The following is a 16,942-nucleotide window of genomic DNA, read 5'->3' as shown; positions in this document are numbered from 1 at the left end:
CTTTCGACCTGATCATTTTACAAGCGAATTTTTAAAAGCATAGATGACAGCTTGGGTGCGGTCTTGAACGTCCAACTTATCGAGAATATTGCTTACATGCGTTTTCACAGTTTTCAATGCTATGATCAATTCATCAGCAATCTCTTGGTTCGTCTTTCCTTCTGTAATCAGCATGAGGATTTCAAGTTCGCGCCCCGTTAGTTCTTCATGTGCTGGACGCTTATTCCCTTGTCGCATTTTCGTCATCATTTTACCAGTTACTTCAGGCTCTAATACGGTTTGGCCGTCAAAAGTCGCCCGCACAGCTTTGGCAATTTCACTCGCTTTCGACGTCTTCAGCATATAGCTCGTCGCACCGCTTTCCAACGCTGGATAGACCTTTTCGTCATCGAGAAAACTTGTCACAATAATTATTTTTGCTTCTGGCCATTCAGATGTAATTTGTTTCGTTGCTTCAATACCATCCATTTCCTTCATTACAAGATCCATTAGAATGACATCCGGCCGCAGTTCAAGTACCATATCCACTGCTTCGCCACCGTCACTCGCCTCACCAACTACCTCAATATCCGGCTGATTGGAAAGGTATGAAGAAACGCCAATCCGTACCATTTCGTGATCATCCGCAAATACGACTCTAATCATCACCTGCTTCCTCCTCTCGAATCACTGGTATCGTAACTTCAAGACGTGTCCCTTTATTTGGAACACTGACAATTTTCATCGTGCCGCCAAGCTCAACGGCCCGTTCATGCATATTTTGTAATCCGTATGATCCCGTTTTTGCCTCGTCTATTTTAAAACCAACACCATCATCTTCTACTCGTAATCGGACGATATCATCGCGTTGAATACATAATACGTTTAACGAATTAGCTTTTGCATGTCTTAACGTATTCGATACTGACTCCTGTAAAATACGAAACAGATGGTCTTCGATGCCTTTTTCAAGTTTCAGTTCCTCGACCTTCCATTCAATTTCAATCGGAACCTTATGAACTAGTTCCTTAAGCAGCTCCTCGACCCCTTCCTTCAGGGACTTTCCTTTTAACGCAACAGGGCGGAGATGCAATAGCAATGCTCTCATTTCCAGCTGGGACTGGTGAATCATTTCCTCGACAAGCTGTAGTTGCTTTCGTTTATTGTCAGATTCCTCATCACTTGCTTCGTTCACCGCCGACATAAGCATCGACGCGGCAAAAAGCTGCTGACTTACTGAATCATGCAACTCACGCGCCAGCCGATTTCGCTCCTGTGAAATGATTTTCTGAATCTGCTTTTCCTGATCCTCAGCCTTCTGATTGGCAAGCTTTTGTGAGAGCTTCGTTTGCTCTGCGATATGATGCTGTACTTTTTCAAGCTGGTTCCAGATCTGTTCGAGCTCTTGTGTTTTCATCACTCCATTTTCCACAGGATTGAGAGTTCGACCCCTATGAAGTTGATTCAGCCCGCCCACCAGTTGATCGAAATTTTTCCGCCAATAAAAGCCTGAAGATATGCCAAAGACAAGGCCAGCCATAACACTCAAGACCGGTACAACGAGAATAAACGGAAGATCGAATACCTCCCGTTGCCATAGCTGCGACCACTCACCTAATGGATATGTGTAAAAAAAGACAGCCGAGAACTGGATCAGGACAGTGAACGAAACGGAAAGACCGAATATGATTTGTCGTTGTACGATGCTCATATCCGCTTCACCCCAAGGTCCCCGACCGTCATGGAGGTGATGATTTTCATTTTATGAGTTGCCTCTTCGTATCCATCGGTCCGGTATAAAAGGCTTTGATTCAAAATCTTTTCTTCCTTCTTATCGAAGATCTCACTTGAACCGGCAAGTACCGAATGGCTAACGCTTACCTCGACCTCATATGGGACGAGAATCCTTACATTGCCGATAAAACTGCGGACGAGAATGACCGATTCACCTTTAGGCAAAACCGTGTTACTTAAATCGATTACCGTATCACCGATTCCGCATTGAATATTAAGATCATCCCATTCGTAAGCAGCTTCAGGCGTAGCTTGACGACCGAAAATCATGTTTTGCAAGATAGGTTTTCTACGATAGACCGTTTCCCCTACGAGATCCGAATCTTTCTTTGAAAAATCTGGTGTAATATGCGAAGGCTGTTGTTTCGATTTTGCAAAAAGAATAATGACATAAATCAGAACTGCAAATATGAGAAATCGAAAGGCAATCGTATTTAAAATTGTGAAAATAAACCCGACCGTCCCACCCCAGAAAAACAATTTTCCAAACGTACGATGGTAGCGTTTCCGACCGATATAAATAAAGCCAATTGTGATGACAAAAAAGAAGATGGGGCCCCCGCCGTGAAACGACATCTCCAATAATAAAAGGAGCACACCGATTACAAGAAACCAGCTGATGACATCTGTTCTTGATTTGTTGAACATAAGGACCCTCCTCTCTCTTTATTTTACAATGTTGTTTAGAAAACGCGCATTTTATATATGGAAAAGGCGTAGAGAACTACGCCTTATTATCATACCAGATATTGATTATACTGTTGTAGCTGAACTTTCCTCTTCTTTTTTCGAAGACGCTTTTTCAATCTGGGTAATTCGAGCATCAATCGTGTGGCGATGATAACCCGTATTCACTTGATGCTCGAGGCGATCTAGGTAATTCTCCATTTCCTCAAAACGGGAGAATGGCTTGTTTGAATACTTCGTAGAATCAAGCACGGTGTTCATTTTATGGTGGGCACGAGTCATGTTTTCCCTTCCCATCAACTCCATTCGCTTGATGTGCATATCCTTGAGCTTATGCTTCATTTCCTCGTATTTTTGCTCAAGTTCGTCCAGCTGTTGAATGGCTTGATCACGAGATTCTTTTAAGCGGTCAGTTCGTTCCTCATATTGGTTCTGTTCCTGAATCGCAAATTGATGAAGCTCAATCTCTCCAGCATTCGAAGCGATTTCCGCTTGACGCTTACGCTTCGCTGCAAGTTCGTATGCTTGATTGTGCTCTCGCGTGAACTCCTCTTTTAACAAGTATTGACGTTCGACAAGCTTTCGAACCCTCTCAACTTCTTGCTCACATTCCCGTAAATATTGGTTTAATAATGCAATCGGGTTTTTTTGTTCTTTAGAATCAAGCATTTCGTGAAAATCCGCCTCAAGCGAGTTTTTTAAACGTTTGAATAAATTTGCCATTATTAATCTCTCCTTTAATTATCGATTAAGGTCTGCCCATTGACGTTCAAAATTCGTAAATGGATCGTTGTCTTCTTTTACCACTTCATCTTTCTTGTTCCAGTTTTTGTACACGACGTAAAGAATGTACAATGCTGCAATTCCAAGAACTGCCGGAACGTTCGTAGCAGTTATAGCCAATGCCACCAACCCTACGATCGCCCAACCGACTTTAGCGCCAGTCGAATCCGTCTTCATATATTGCTTAATGGAAAAATAGAGAATCGCTAGGCTGATTGCGAGTCCGATCATTGGACCGAGATTTGCAAGTAACACGATGGCAGCAATCCCACCAAGAACGATTAATCCAAACTTTTTCATTGCTTCTTTCCCTCCTTTTACTTCATGTATCTATCGTACCTTCAAACCCGTTCTCCTATAAGGAGCCTCCGCTTTAACTTTCTCTAAGACTTGAGGCGTAGTAGTTCGTAAGGCTTGTTCAATGACGCATCTTTTAGCGACCTTTATAGAAAGTATTTTTATACTTTCTTAACGTGTAAAAGCCCGAGATCATGCAAATATAAGCATGATCCCGGGCCAATCCTCTTTTAAATTATAAGTGTGTATATAACAAGCGGAAAAAAAACAGACCTACCTTCTTCTTTTAAACCATTTTACCGCAATGAACTTTCTTCATTTCTGTAAGATCAATCCGGATCAACGTTCCCTTATAAAGCGTACTTTCAACTTCAATTGTTCCGCCGTGGGCTTCGATGATCTGTTTTGCAATTGCCATCCCGAGTCCCGTTCCTTTATGAGCTTCACCAGTATTCGTTCCACGATAGTAACGATCGAAAAGTCGGTCCACCTCAGGTTTGGGAATCCCTCGCCCATGATCCTCTATCTCAATCACTGGTCCATCTTTCATATACACATGAACCTCGGTCCCTTTCGGATTATGAACAATGGCATTATAGATTAAATTCGAAATCGCACGTTGTAACAGCTTCCGATCGATGTTTAACACAATACTTTTCTCTGTTGGCTGAAAATCAATTTGCGATAGTTCGTGTTCAGGATGGTTTAAAATATCAATAACAGTTTCCCGGACGACCTCAACAACATTTACTGGCTGCACTTCCAACGTTACAAGTTCATTTTTCAACTGGTACGTCAGCTTAAGATCTTCCGTCAAGTTCTCCATGTAGTTCGATTTCTTTAAAATGATTTTCACGTATTTTTCTCGTTCTTCTGTACTTAACTCATAATCAGGATCCAATATAATTTCGGAATACCCTTTAATTGAAGATAGCGGTGTTCTCAAGTCATGGGTAATATTCGCTATCCATTCCTCACGCATTCTATCAATCTTTTTCCGTTCCAATTCGTTAGATTGCAACGTTTCACCAAGTTCGTTCAGACTCATATGTACATCACGGAAAATCCCTTTATCTGCATAACGGTTCAAGTAATATCCTTTTGCTAAATTTTGAATCGCGTTAATCACTTTTAAAATCGGGCTAACAAGTTTAGAACTGGAAAAATACCCGATTAATAGCGCAAACACAAGGATTACGAGTAACATACCGAAAAATAGCTTGTTCAAGTCGCTTAGAAACGTATCTGGACTGAAAAGGTAGCTGGCTTTTGCGACATTTTGTTCAGGAAAACCCATGACATAACTGAACTCTCGTTCTCCTCTGTCAGCAATACCTACAAAGATTGTATATCCATCAATTGCCCCTGTGTATTTATGGTAAAATATTAGCTTTCCAGGTGTGTAATGAGCAGGTGCTTCTTCAGGCTGATAACGGCCGTAAATCGCATTTCCATTCTCATCAAGCACCTGAATCCAGCTATTGTAGTCTTTCAGTTCAGCGAGCTTACTTTCTTCAATAAAAACCTCACCATCACGGAACTGGATGTTCTCACCAAACTCAATCGTAATACTTGGTGCATCTACACTTAACAGAACCTCAGAGTTCTCCGTTTTACTCATATAAAACAAATAAAAAACAAGTAGCATAAAGCAGACGAAGGAGATGATGATCGTGATGATGATCGCGGTCAAAAACCTTCTCGTTAGTCTCCACTTCATGCTACTCACCCCTTGTCGTCAGCTTGTATCCAAGTCCTTTTATCGTCTTAATAAAAATAGGTTTGCCCGGATCAGCCTCTAACTTTTCTCGCAAATGACGGATGTGGACCATGATCGTGTTGTCATAACCTAGATAATCCTCGCCCCACACTTGCTCACAAATTCTCTGTTTACTCAAAATTCGATTAGTATTCTCAGCCATGTAAAGAAGCAGCTGATACTCCTTTGCCGTTAATGTCACAAGCTTTCCGTCCAACGTAACTTCACCTTTATTAGGATCTATTTCAATCGGACCCACCTTTGGTGGTGTTGGTATAGACGGCTTCGTTGTAATCCTATTTCCCAAGTATTGAGTACGACGAAATTGCGCTTTTATCCGAAATGCAACTTCCTTAGGGCTGAAAGGCTTTGTCACGTAGTCATCCCCGCCAATTCCAAGCCCAAGCAACTTGTCGACATCATCCGTTTTTACCGATAAAAAGATAATCGGTGCATAGCTGAATTCCCGGATGCGCCTGCAAACCTCAAGTCCATCGATATCGGGAAGCATAATATCCAATACGATTAGGTCTGGGTTCTTTTCCTTACACAGTTGAACGGCGTCAAGACCTTCCATCGCTTTATAAATCGTGCGAAACCCTTCTTTATATAAAACTGTTTCTAGCATGTTTACAATATCTTCTTCATCATCGACTAGAAGTATTTTTTTATCCGTAATGCCTTCCATATTAAACATGTACTCACCTATTCTTTTAGAGGAAGTTACAAGTATACAAATTCTTCGGCTTTTTGAACGTGTGGTTTATTAAATAATATCCTTTGTTCGAAACTGGATTAGACCGATTGCTGTGATTACTACGAACGATAGGCCACAAACCGTATACATGATTTCTGCTTTTCCCAAGGGACCAAAAGTATCTGTAAGTGCAGAGGTAATCGGATACGTCCACGGATAATAGATCCAGTACTTAGCCGAATTCGCAATTAACATCGATGGTAACGCAAGACCTATACCTACCATAAGTGGTACCCCTACATGGGAAAAGCGCATGCTTACATAAAATTGAATCGCGATAATCGGCAAGGATGCAACAATTACCAAAAATGGTCTTTGTACTATCATATCATAAGGTATCGATGAATCGGCCCCCACGCTAATACCAGCTATAATCAACCCTACTGTATACACGATGACACTATAAATGATTAATGCGAAACCGATTAAGAGCTTTGAAAAATAAACATTTTCCCGTTCAACCGGTAAGGAAAACAACTGTTTCCAGCCATCATGATGATGTTCGATTCTAGCAATAATGGACAATATAATCGTTATTAATAGGGGAAAAATGAACCAGGAAAACTGAGTCATGGCACCGAGGTAAACAAAATGCCACAAGTCCTCCTCCTTACCTTTCATATCTACTGCAAACAGTCCCCCTTGTAAAGCCGCAAACAAAGGAAGAAAGGTAGCAAGAATGAGTAGTTTCGATCGTTTGATTTTTAAAAATTCAATGTGTAATGCTTTAATCATGTTCCTTCCTCCTTATACAATATCCTTTTTATTAAATACAAAAAGTCCGACCATGAATACAATTGCACCGTAAATAAGACCACCACTAATTGCGATGTCAGGATTAAAACCGAACTTCCCTAAATCCCCTGCGATATATGGGTAAAGAAAGGGGAAAAACTTACCTATCTGTTGATGTTGATACATGAGAATACCGGACACAATCATTCCAACAAACGCAACCACCACAGGGAATATCGGATTTTTCATAATCACATTCAACAGGTTTTGAATCGCTGCTATCGCTAATAAGCTAATAAACTGAAACAAAACGTAACGACCGAACAGTTCAAAGCTGACCGACTCTGGAAACCCAGTTAATTTTCCGACCAGAATAAGACCTAGTGCATTAAATAAAACCAACAACCATCCGAAAACCAATATGATCAAATATTTTGATAGAAGTACGGATCCTCTTGTAACCGGAAGACTAAGAAGGTTCTTCCAATTATCGACTTTTGATTCATTTTGATGGATGAATGCACTGATGACGGCAACAAATACCGGTAGAAAAAGCCCCCAAGAAAGGACTCCGTGATTTTCATTGATTAGCATTTCCCAAGACGATATTCCGTTTTCCTGTGCATTAGGGAACAAATAATCATCGTAACGTATCACCATATCGAGTAGCATCGCACCTGTCGTTCCTAAAGGGATGATAAATAGAAAAAGCCATAAAAAACTTCGCTTCTGTTTACTTAATTCTGTGCCGATGAGCTGTACCAGTTTCATCGTTTCAAATCCTCCCTCGTTATAGATAAGAAGATTTCTTCAAGTGTGTCACGATGCTCACTCAGGTGCCTTACAGAAATGTTGTTCATCACAAGCTTTTTATTCATTTCAGCTGGATCGACTGTTTGTTCAGGGATATATAGTCTTCCATCACGAACTTGTACGGTGTATCCCATTTGCTCAATGTGTACAAGAGCTCTTTCCATAGGATTTGCATCAATTATTAATGTCGATGAGCCTTTTACACGAAGGTCTTGAAGGGTTCCTTGAAAGATCATTTCCCCTTTTTGTATAACACCGACCTGGTCAGCGATTAATTCGACTTCACTGAGGATATGACTTGATACAAGCACGGTCATCCCTGTTTCGAATGGTAGACGTTTGATCAAATCACGAATTTCATGGATTCCGGAAGGATCAAGACCATTCGTCGGTTCATCTAGTAAGAGTAGTTCCGGGTTTCCTAAAAGTGCTTGTGCAATTCCTAAACGTTGCTTCATCCCGAGTGAAAACTTTTTCACGAGTTTATCCTTCACCTCGGTTAGTCTGACAACTTGAAGGACTCGGTCCACTTCACTTTTTGGAAGCTCTAAAATTTTTCGAGTGATGTTTAGGTTTTCATAAGCGGAGAGATGTCCGTAGTACGATGGCGACTCAACCATCGATCCAACCTTTTTAAGAATATCGAGTCGATTTGATTTCAATGGTCTCCCAAAAAGCTGCACCATTCCTTGGGTTGGTTTTATTAAGCCGAGTAGCATGCGGATTGTCGTAGATTTGCCTGCGCCATTCGGTCCTAAGAATCCGTAAATTTCTCCTTTAGGGACTTTAAGGTCAATTCCGTTCACTGCTTTAAAGTTGCCAAATGATTTTATAAGTCCATTCGTTTCAATTAAATAATTACTCATTTTGCTCGCCTCCTGTATCATTGCAAATTCATTATAACGAGCGCATCTTAAGTCTATTTTCAGCCAACCTTAATTCTTCCTTAATTTTAAGGTGCAGAAGTATTTACCGAGTTGGGCTATTGTTTTTCTGTCTCGAATATAAAAATAGGTGCAAAGTTGTGATAGTAGTAAATATTAAACGCACTCGAAGCATTGTTCTCTTTAAGTTCTCTTTAAGTAGGGGAAAAGTGTATACTATGGATGGAGATCTATAAAATTCAATCAACGTTTGATTAACTGAGCGTGGTATATAGAAAGGAAAGGATCCACAATGAATGGTCAAAATCGAAAAGACATCAAGCCTGGAATCGAAGTGAACATCGTATTAAAGAAGGACCAGCGAACTGGAACGAAAACGAAGGGTACCGTTAAAGATATTCTAACAAAATCCAGCTTTCATCCACACGGTATAAAAGTCCGACTCGAAGATGGACAAGTCGGCCGTGTTCAAGATATTCTTTCTAACTAAGAAAAGCACAAGCACCTAATTTAAAAATTGTAGAATGATGGATTGTGGTAAAGTGATACTTGGCATGGTTAAGCCTTAAAACAGACTGATACTTAGCTCGGACCTATGTCTTGAAGTATTGTGATGAATAAATCGAGGGATAGCACTCATTTTCTGCGTGAAAATTTAAGCTTTGACAACATGGATCATCATATATCGGTCACGGATCATGATATTTCGATCACGGATTGAATTATATCGGCCACGGAATCCGATATTTCGGCCACGCATAGTAAAAAGGACCTAAAAACAGCTTTGTTTCTAGCAGAAAATGAAGCCTAATGCACTGGTGCCAGCCCTGGTGCTTCTGCCACCTGACGATCTTATAAAAAGGAAGCATTGTTTCTTCCAATGCTTCCAACCTCTTCGCTTTTTTTATAATACCTTAGAGTTCCCGTAGTAACATTCGTTTTTTTCGACAAATGTTGGATCATAATCATTACGTCACCCCAAATCATATGAATGGTTTTAGTAGATATGTTAACGTAGCGTCAATCTCACTGAAGTGATCCAAGGAGTTGGGCCCTGGAGCAAGACATTACATCTATGCATCTCTTTCCTTCTAAATAAAATGAAACAAGCTGCAACGAATGAATTCATTCGTTGCAGCTTATTATTTAAATTGGTGTAACGAAGTGACCTCGTTTCTCCCTTACTAAACTTCCTTTAGCGCTTCGTTTTTTTCTTCGGGACTTGACCCTTTGGTTTGTTCTTAATTGACTGGTCACGAGCAGGTCTCGCATCCACAATTTCCCCGCCATACAAGGTTTTTGGTTCAAGCTCTATACCTATTTCGCGTCCGAGCTTTTTCAAATTTCTTTCATCACGTTCGTTGACGATTGAAATGACTGTTCCACTTGCTCCTGCTCGTCCTGTTCTTCCTGAACGATGAAGGTATTGCTTTGCCTCTTCAGGAACATCGATATGAACGACATGACTTAACCCTTCAATATCTAGACCTCTTGCAGCAACATCGGTTGCAAGAAGCAAATTGGATTTCCCATCACGAAATTGCTTTAATGCCTTCTGCCGCTCATCTTTTCTCATCTCACTATGCAAAACGCCGACAGGTACCTGCTTATATGAGATTTTTTCCGCAATAACCTGTAGCTCGCCAATGTCCTTTCCAAAAGCTAGTGCGGTTACACCAGCCATTCTTGCAATCTTCTCTAACACCTTAATCTTATCTCTTTGCTCACTTACAATGTAAAAATGCTCCACATTTGCGTTTTGCTGTGCATTACGCTGAACTTTGATCACTTCAGGATTCGTTGTTAACTCCTTGCCCACATCGACAGCTTTATCCGATAACGTTGCAGAAAATAGCAAGAGCTGCCGGTCATTCAATGTTGATTTGATAATTGATTTGACTGTTCCGAGGTGCTCTGGCACTAGCAATTGGTCGACCTCATCTAACACAACCGTTTGTACCTCATGCATTTTCAACTTTTTCATTTTGACCAGTTCTTCAACCCGCCCTGGCGTCCCAACGACTACCTGCGGATGCTGCTTCTTTAACTTATCAAGCTGTCGCTTCACGTTCGCACCACCGATCAACGACGCACCTTTAATCCCGCTTCCCTCTGACCACTTCTGTATTTCTTCAAAAATTTGCATCACTAATTCACGTGACGATGCTAGAATTAATGCCTGTGGATCTTTTTTCTCAGGATCAATCCTTTCTAAAATCGGCAGTAAGTAGGCGAGCGTCTTACCCGTACCAGTCGGTGACTCTGCGATGACGTCCTTTCCCTCTACAATAAGCGGAACAGACTTTATTTGAATCGAAGTAGGTTCCGTAAACCCAGCCTTATCCCACCCCCGTTGTATAAATGGTTTTGTTGAAGATATATATTCCCAATTCATTGTCATGATTTTTTCTCCTTATACATTTCCATGTTCACGATCTTTATCGCTCCTATAATCCTACACCACCATCCCGGTCTTGAATAGGTATCGAGATAGGTTTTCATTAGTAGATTGTCCGAAATCAACACTTTAACACTGAAAAAACGAAGGAATCTCACATTTCCTATCGAATTTTCTTCATACAGATCTTTTTACATGAAATCTGTGATTAGCCAAATTTTCATTTTATTAAAGGATAAGGATGGTGGAATATATGAAAATAATAATAGTTGGTGCAGGCGCCCTTGGAGCTTATTTTGGGGCAAGATGGCATGAGGCAGGTTTAGATGTACAGTTTCTCGTCCGAAATCAACGCGCTGAGCAGCTTAAAGAAAACGGGCTCCTCGTGCAAAGTACACAGGGTGACTACAAAATTAGCCAACCGATACTTGTTAAGACTGCAGATGAGATTGATCGGGCAGATCTCGTTTTTCTCGCTGTTAAAAGCTATCATCTGAATGATGACCTTTTTTCCACGTTACAAACACTCGTCCGAAAAGGTGCGAAGGTTTTACCAATATTGAACGGAATTACGCATATTGATGCATTACGGGATAAGCTTGGCGAAGAGGCTGTCTTAGGTGGATTGTCCCACATCATTTCTACCTTAAATGAGCGGGGACATGTCGTCCACTCAAGTGAACAGCACGATTTAACGTTCGGCCCCCTCCATTCTTCCCAGGTAGAATTTTGTGAACAGCTTCATCATACCTTTGAAAAAGCGAACATGAATAGCTTAGTAAGCGATGATGTCTTACTCAAACTCTGGCTCAAATACACATTTATTAACGCATTTTCGGGTGTAACTACTGCCAGCGATCTTTTAATTGGGGAAATCCGTGATACTGAAGCAACGTTCGAATTAGCTCAAGAAGTTTTAAATGAAATGAAAGAACTCGCCAACGCATATGATATTCGTTTAACCGAAGAGCATATTGAAAATGCGGTTGTCCAAATCCACCGCTTTCCAAACGATGCTACATCATCCATGCACCGGGATAAACAAAAAGGACTGCCTCTCGAGGTTGAGCATCTTCTTGGCGGAGCATTGAATCTGGCAAAAGAAAAAGAACTTAAACTTCCTTCAATCCGTGCACTCTATGCATTAATCAAACCATATGAAACCGGGAAAAAACAACTAGATAGGATTGCACTTAAATCAAATTCTAAAGAAGTTCGGGACATTTCTGAAAAATTGAAACGAATTGAATAAATAATGCACAATTCAAAGCGGACCGTGCTCCGCTTTGTTCATTTATAAGCCAAGATCAAGTATTATCGGTCAACGTAAAGAGTTTTCAGCCAGAGTGTATTTTTCTGAGCTATGACCCATGACCATACTTTCTGAATTGCGACCGTGTTTCAGAAGTTCAATTTATTAGTCTTACTTTAGTTTTTTTAGTCCTTTCCTCTCCGCAAAGCAAATAAGCGCCGGCGAACCTGCCAAACGCTAGAACGTAAAGGACAAACTAGTGCCTCTATTTATTTTTCTGAATTCTTTCCATTTTCTTTCATCTTGTCTGAATAGTTTTTTGCAAGCCTAAGCGATTTGACAATCACTTTCTGGACATCAATCCCTTTTTCTCGCAAGTTCTGGATATGAACGTCTGTAATAGTCATAACGGTCAAACTCTCCTATCATTTAAGAATCATTGTCTCAAACTTTTCCGAGCTTCCCTTTGCCTATTTATTAATTCCCTTAATTCCAAGTGTTAAACCCCAGAATTATGTATACCCCTATTTTACAACAAAATGGTCATTTACACGATGCCTTTTTGAAACTTCCAACAATTTTCCTATTTTACTACCAAAAAACACTTTCTCTTTTGAAAACATAAAAAAAAGGGTATAGTTAAAAATCGAACTATTTAGATAAATTCGTATACAAATGGGAGGTAGCTGTATTGTGGAAATCATTCAAGAATGGATTGCGAACACATCAAACTTTCTGTGGACTTATGTCCTAGCTATATTATTAATCGCAGGTGGAATTTTCTTAACGATCCGACTAGGATTCTTTCAATTCCGTTTCTTCGGTCATGTACTCGCACAAACGATTGGACAAGTTTTTAAAAAAGGCAAACACACCGGGACAATCACCCCGTTCCAAGCCTTTACCTCAGCACTCGCCTCAACTGCCGGTGCTACGAATATCGTAGGAGTTCCCGTCGCTATTGCTCTCGGTGGCCCCGGTGCTCTGTTTTGGATGTGGGCGGTAGCTCTAATCGGAATGGCCACAAAGTATTCCGAAATCGTACTTGGCGTTAAATATCGTGAAAAGAGTAAAGACGGAACATGGGTTGGCGGACCGCAATACTACATTAGAAAAGCACTCGGTTGGGACAAAGTGGCCGCTGCATTCGCCTTTTTCCTTATGATCGAAATTATTCCAAGCTTAATGGTGCAATCGAATTCAATTACAACACAGGTCGAAGGTGCATTTGGATGGCCAACTGAAATCACCGGAATCATCATGTGTGTACTCGTTGGACTGGTTATATTTGGCGGAATTAAACGGATCGCCAATGTTACTGATAAAATTGTCCCTTTTATGGTCGTTACATATGTTCTCGGTGCACTTGTTGTCATTTTTGCAAATGTAGGAGAATTACCCAGTGTATTTGCACTCATTTTCTCTAGTGCATTCACGCCAATTTCAGCAGCTGGAGGCTTCGCTGGAGCAGGTATAGCTCAAGCGATTCGTTGGGGAGTTGCACGTGGACTTTACTCCAACGAAGCTGGAATTGGAACAGGACCGATTACACACGCCGCTGCACAAACAGATCACCCATCCCGACAAGCACTTTGGGGAATCTTCAGCGTTTTCGTTGATACAATCGTCATATGTACAGTTTCAGGGCTAGCGGTTCTTGTCACTGGTTCTTGGACGAAAGTAGATGCAGCGGATGCCTCGAACATGATAAGCATCGCATTCGGAAGTGTTATGGGTGAAACGTTTGGTGGAATGTTTGTCGCCGTGTTCCTATTGTTCTTCGTTATTACGACTGTCGGAGTTCTCATCTTTTTTGGTGAAAAACAAACGGAGTACCTCTTTGGGCTTAAGGCTTCAAAATTTATGAGAGTTGTGTACATTATTGCAATTTACGTTGGCGCGATCGGCGGCTTACAGTTCGTCTGGCAGTTCCTTGATCTACTGCTTGCCTTCGTTGTCTTATGTAACATTATCCCCCTTGTGTTTTTACACAAAGAGATTCGTGCAATCACACAGGATTACATCGAACGTATATATAAAGAACGCTCTGGAAAGCCAATTATTAAGCTATTTTCCGATCAAGATCAGAAACAAAATATAAGTTCTTAATCTAATTAATCATCTAATTGGCAGATACTAATTCAAGTAAAAGATACGGTGGACTCTCAAATGTTGTTTAGGCAATCAAATTTGAGAGTCCACCTTTTACTACTGTAATTTTTCCCAAAAAACGAAATTATCTTTAAATTAACGCAATTCAGTGTTATTATTCTAAAATATTATAGTTATTTAGAAGGAAGTGATACATTTGTCGCAGATGCTAGCCTTAGTTATCCTTATTCTTATTTTATTTATTGGAGACGCAGTGGCTGTTCGAACAAAAGCCATGGTACCGTCCGTTTTTATTTGTGCAACGCTGTTTCTGCTCGGCTATTGGACTTTCTTCCCGCAAGATATCGTAGCACTTGCAGGTGTGCCTCCTGTCGTTGCGACAATGCTGATTTACTTATTAATTACAAACATGGGGACATTGCTTTCAATACAGGAATTGATGAAGCAATGGAAGACGATATTAATTGCTCTTTCAGGTATATTAGGGATTATTGCCATACTATTTGGAATCGGAACGTTCCTTTTCGACTTTAAAACAGTCGTCGTTGCCATTCCACCTTTAGTAGGGGGACTAGTTTCTGCATTAATCATGTCAGAAGGTGCAAAGGAAGCGGGCCTCTTATCTTTATCCGTGTTTGCGATCGTCATATACGTCATGCAAGGGTTCGCGGGATATCCTTTAACATCTTTTGTGTTAAAAAAAGAGGGGAAACGGCTTCTTAAGCAATATCGCAATGGACAACTATCAATAAAAGAATCTGAATCTGATGCTACAGCAGCAAAAGGAAAGACTGAACTTAAGCTATTCAAGAAAATGCCCGACAGATACAACACGGATTTCTTTAAATTGTTCAGACTTGCATTCGTTGCTTACCTTGCGTACCTTGTTTCTGTTTTGCTGGCGCCGGTCGTAACCATTAGCCCGTTTGTTCTCTGCTTAGTGTTCGGGGTCATTGCAACAAGTGCTGGTTTCCTGGAAAAGCATGCTTTGCAAAGAGCTAACGGATTCGGATTTGCTTTAATGGCTCTTATGCTCTACATTTTTGACGGTTTAAAACAGGCAAACCCAAGTATGATGCTCGAGATCTTGTATCCCTTGATTGGCTGTATTGTTTTAGGAGTCATCGGTATGTATTTATTCTCGTTCATAATGGGTAAGATTTTGAAAGTCAGCAAAGAGATGGCGTTCGCCGTATCGTTGACTGCTTTGTACGGGTTTCCCGCGGACTATATCATCACAGCGGAAGTGATCAAAGCGTTAACAGAAGATGAAAAAGAAAAGGAAGTACTAACGAGCCATATGCTGCCACCTATGCTTGTCGGCGGTTTCATAAGTGTCACGATCGTATCGGTTATATTAGCAGGAATATTCGTGGGATTTTTGTAAAAACGGAGGGATATTGTGAAAGAGACACAAGTTCGGATTGAAAGGCATATTAACGAGTTAAGTAAATTTACATCAACACCTCATAAAGGCGTCACTCGGCTTACCTATAGCAATGAGGATTTACAAGCCCGGAATTATATAAAAGAAACGATGAAGGAATATGGTTTAAATGTTCGAGAAGATGGTTTTGGCAATATCTTTGGCAAGCTTGAAGGCATTTTAAATGATGCGCCAAGCGTTCTCATCGGCTCACACTTTGATTCTGTACCTAATGGAGGGGCTTATGACGGTACTGCGGGGGTTGTCGTAGGTCTGGAAGTAGCAGCCCTCTTTTCCAAGAATAATTTAACACCAAAGTATCCATTGGAAATCGTTGCACTTATAGAAGAAGAAGGTACGAGATTTAAAGGCGGACTGATGGGGTCACGAGGCATTATCGGATCGCTTAGCGAGGAAGATTTTAAAAGTCTAAAAGACAAAGACGGCATCTCTACGGAAGAAGCAATGTCAAAAATCGGTCTGGATACGTCCCTTCCAAAGAAGAGAGATCCAAAAACAATGAAAGCATTTTTAGAATTGCATATTGAACAAGGACCGATTCTTGAAGAGAAAAGTAGCCCGATTGGCGTAGTAGAAGGCATTGTCGGTTTAACTCAATTGGAAGTAACTGTAGAAGGGCGTGCAGGACATGCAGGCACAACCCCGATGGATCGCCGATCTGATGCTTTAGTCACCGCAGCAAAGATTATTACACAATTGCCGGACCTTGCGATCGATGAAGGAGAAGGCACGGTAATAACGATCGGTCGCTTGAATGTATTTCCAAACGGAGCAAATGTCATCCCGGATAAAACCGTATTCACCGTGGACATCAGGTCCGGTAAAGAAGAAAATGTATGTAACGTTATCAGGAAAACGAAAGAATTGATTCAATCATATAGTGAAGATACTATTCAAACATCCGTTGAACAGCATTTATATATACAGCCGAAAGCATTGAATAAAAGCATTCGCTCCCTTTTGAAGCAAACGAGTAGTGAATTGGAAATCCCGTACTGTTCCATCAATAGCGGTGCAGGTCACGACGCCATGATCTTATCCGATGTGACAGATGTAGGCATGATCTTCGTCCCAAGTAAAGACGGGCTTAGCCATTGTCCGGAGGAATGGTCAGATGCACATCATTTGGCAAATGGCGTACAGATCCTTTACGAAGCAGCCAAGAACTTAACGGAGACAAAATCGTAATGATCATTCACCAAAAGGAGCGGGCACTTAGACCCGCTCCTTCACTATATCTTAAAT

Annotated in this window: 17 protein-coding genes; 5 read left to right on the top strand and 12 right to left on the bottom strand. The window is 40.9% G+C overall.

Features of this window, described 5'->3' with window-relative positions:
• Nucleotides 1–12 precede the first annotated feature (12 nt).
• The 10 genes from NON16_RS14030 to NON16_RS13985 form a co-directional block, all read right to left on the bottom strand.
• The gene (locus NON16_RS14030) at nucleotides 13–645 is read right to left on the bottom strand and encodes a response regulator transcription factor (protein WP_257349912.1); all 633 of its coding nucleotides are present in this window, start codon (nucleotides 643–645) and stop codon (nucleotides 13–15) included.
• A complete protein-coding gene (locus NON16_RS14025) occupies nucleotides 638–1,690 on the bottom strand; it encodes a sensor histidine kinase (RefSeq protein ID WP_257349910.1) in 1,053 nt (350 codons plus the stop codon). Before NON16_RS14025 ends, NON16_RS14030 begins: the two co-directional genes overlap by 8 nt.
• Nucleotides 1,687–2,421, bottom strand: coding sequence for a cell wall-active antibiotics response protein LiaF (gene liaF / locus NON16_RS14020; RefSeq protein ID WP_257349907.1), 735 nt, complete (start codon nucleotides 2,419–2,421; stop codon nucleotides 1,687–1,689). Before liaF ends, NON16_RS14025 begins: the two co-directional genes overlap by 4 nt.
• Before the next feature lie 105 nt (nucleotides 2,422–2,526).
• The gene (locus NON16_RS14015; RefSeq protein ID WP_257349905.1) at nucleotides 2,527–3,183 is read right to left on the bottom strand and encodes a PspA/IM30 family protein; all 657 of its coding nucleotides are present in this window, start codon (nucleotides 3,181–3,183) and stop codon (nucleotides 2,527–2,529) included.
• 18 nt (nucleotides 3,184–3,201) lie between these two features.
• A complete protein-coding gene (locus NON16_RS14010) occupies nucleotides 3,202–3,543 on the bottom strand; it encodes a lmo0954 family membrane protein (protein ID WP_257349903.1) in 342 nt (113 codons plus the stop codon).
• A gap of 283 nt (nucleotides 3,544–3,826) precedes the next feature.
• Nucleotides 3,827–5,260, bottom strand: a complete 1,434-nt coding sequence (locus tag NON16_RS14005; RefSeq protein WP_257349900.1) for a sensor histidine kinase — start codon at nucleotides 5,258–5,260, stop codon at nucleotides 3,827–3,829.
• 1 nt (nucleotide 5,261) lies between these two features.
• A complete protein-coding gene (locus tag NON16_RS14000) occupies nucleotides 5,262–5,996 on the bottom strand; it encodes a response regulator transcription factor (protein WP_257349898.1) in 735 nt (244 codons plus the stop codon).
• 69 nt (nucleotides 5,997–6,065) lie between these two features.
• Entirely contained in the window at nucleotides 6,066–6,791 is a 726-nt protein-coding gene (locus NON16_RS13995; protein WP_257349895.1) for an ABC transporter permease, read from the bottom strand.
• Nucleotides 6,792–6,803: 12 nt separating this feature from the next.
• Complete coding sequence (locus NON16_RS13990) at nucleotides 6,804–7,562, bottom strand: ABC transporter permease (protein ID WP_257349893.1); 759 nt, start codon at nucleotides 7,560–7,562, stop codon at nucleotides 6,804–6,806.
• A complete protein-coding gene (locus NON16_RS13985) occupies nucleotides 7,559–8,470 on the bottom strand; it encodes an ABC transporter ATP-binding protein (RefSeq protein WP_257349890.1) in 912 nt (303 codons plus the stop codon). The genes NON16_RS13990 and NON16_RS13985 overlap by 4 nt, the downstream gene beginning before the upstream one ends.
• Nucleotides 8,471–8,780: 310 nt before the next feature.
• On the opposite strand from NON16_RS13985, the gene NON16_RS13980 reads away from it, so the two are divergent.
• Nucleotides 8,781–8,978 (top strand): YwbE family protein, encoded by a 198-nt coding sequence (locus NON16_RS13980; protein ID WP_257349888.1) that lies wholly within the window; start codon nucleotides 8,781–8,783, stop codon nucleotides 8,976–8,978.
• Nucleotides 8,979–9,683: 705 nt separating this feature from the next.
• Here NON16_RS13980 and NON16_RS13975 read toward each other — a convergent pair.
• Nucleotides 9,684–10,889, bottom strand: a complete 1,206-nt coding sequence (locus NON16_RS13975) for a DEAD/DEAH box helicase (RefSeq protein WP_257349885.1) — start codon at nucleotides 10,887–10,889, stop codon at nucleotides 9,684–9,686.
• Nucleotides 10,890–11,139: 250 nt separating this feature from the next.
• Here NON16_RS13975 and NON16_RS13970 point away from each other — a divergent pair, with 250 nt between their 5' ends.
• Nucleotides 11,140–12,138, top strand: a complete 999-nt coding sequence (locus tag NON16_RS13970; RefSeq protein ID WP_257349883.1) for a ketopantoate reductase family protein — start codon at nucleotides 11,140–11,142, stop codon at nucleotides 12,136–12,138.
• A 269-nt stretch (nucleotides 12,139–12,407) separates the two neighbouring features.
• On the opposite strand, the gene NON16_RS13965 is transcribed toward NON16_RS13970, so the two are convergent.
• Nucleotides 12,408–12,545, bottom strand: coding sequence for a hypothetical protein (locus tag NON16_RS13965; RefSeq protein WP_257349881.1), 138 nt, complete (start codon nucleotides 12,543–12,545; stop codon nucleotides 12,408–12,410).
• A 286-nt stretch (nucleotides 12,546–12,831) separates the two neighbouring features.
• Between NON16_RS13965 and NON16_RS13960 the strand changes: the two genes are divergently transcribed.
• The 3 genes from NON16_RS13960 (at nucleotide 12,832) to NON16_RS13950 (ending at nucleotide 16,885) form a co-directional block, all read left to right on the top strand.
• Nucleotides 12,832–14,247: an alanine/glycine:cation symporter family protein gene (locus NON16_RS13960; RefSeq protein WP_257349879.1), complete on the top strand. Its 1,416-nt coding sequence runs from the start codon at nucleotides 12,832–12,834 to the stop codon at nucleotides 14,245–14,247.
• A 199-nt stretch (nucleotides 14,248–14,446) separates the two neighbouring features.
• On the top strand, nucleotides 14,447–15,637 hold the full coding sequence (locus NON16_RS13955; RefSeq protein ID WP_257349877.1) for a hypothetical protein: 1,191 nt from the start codon (nucleotides 14,447–14,449) through the stop codon (nucleotides 15,635–15,637).
• A 15-nt stretch (nucleotides 15,638–15,652) separates the two neighbouring features.
• Complete coding sequence (locus NON16_RS13950; protein ID WP_257349874.1) at nucleotides 15,653–16,885, top strand: Zn-dependent hydrolase; 1,233 nt, start codon at nucleotides 15,653–15,655, stop codon at nucleotides 16,883–16,885.
• Nucleotides 16,886–16,942 lie beyond the last annotated feature (57 nt).

Source organism: Pseudalkalibacillus decolorationis (genome assembly GCF_024609785.1).
GTDB lineage: Bacteria > Bacillota > Bacilli > Bacillales > Fictibacillaceae > Pseudalkalibacillus > Pseudalkalibacillus decolorationis.
Note: the sequence above shows the minus strand (reverse complement) of the source record. Positions and strands in the feature narration are given on the sequence as shown.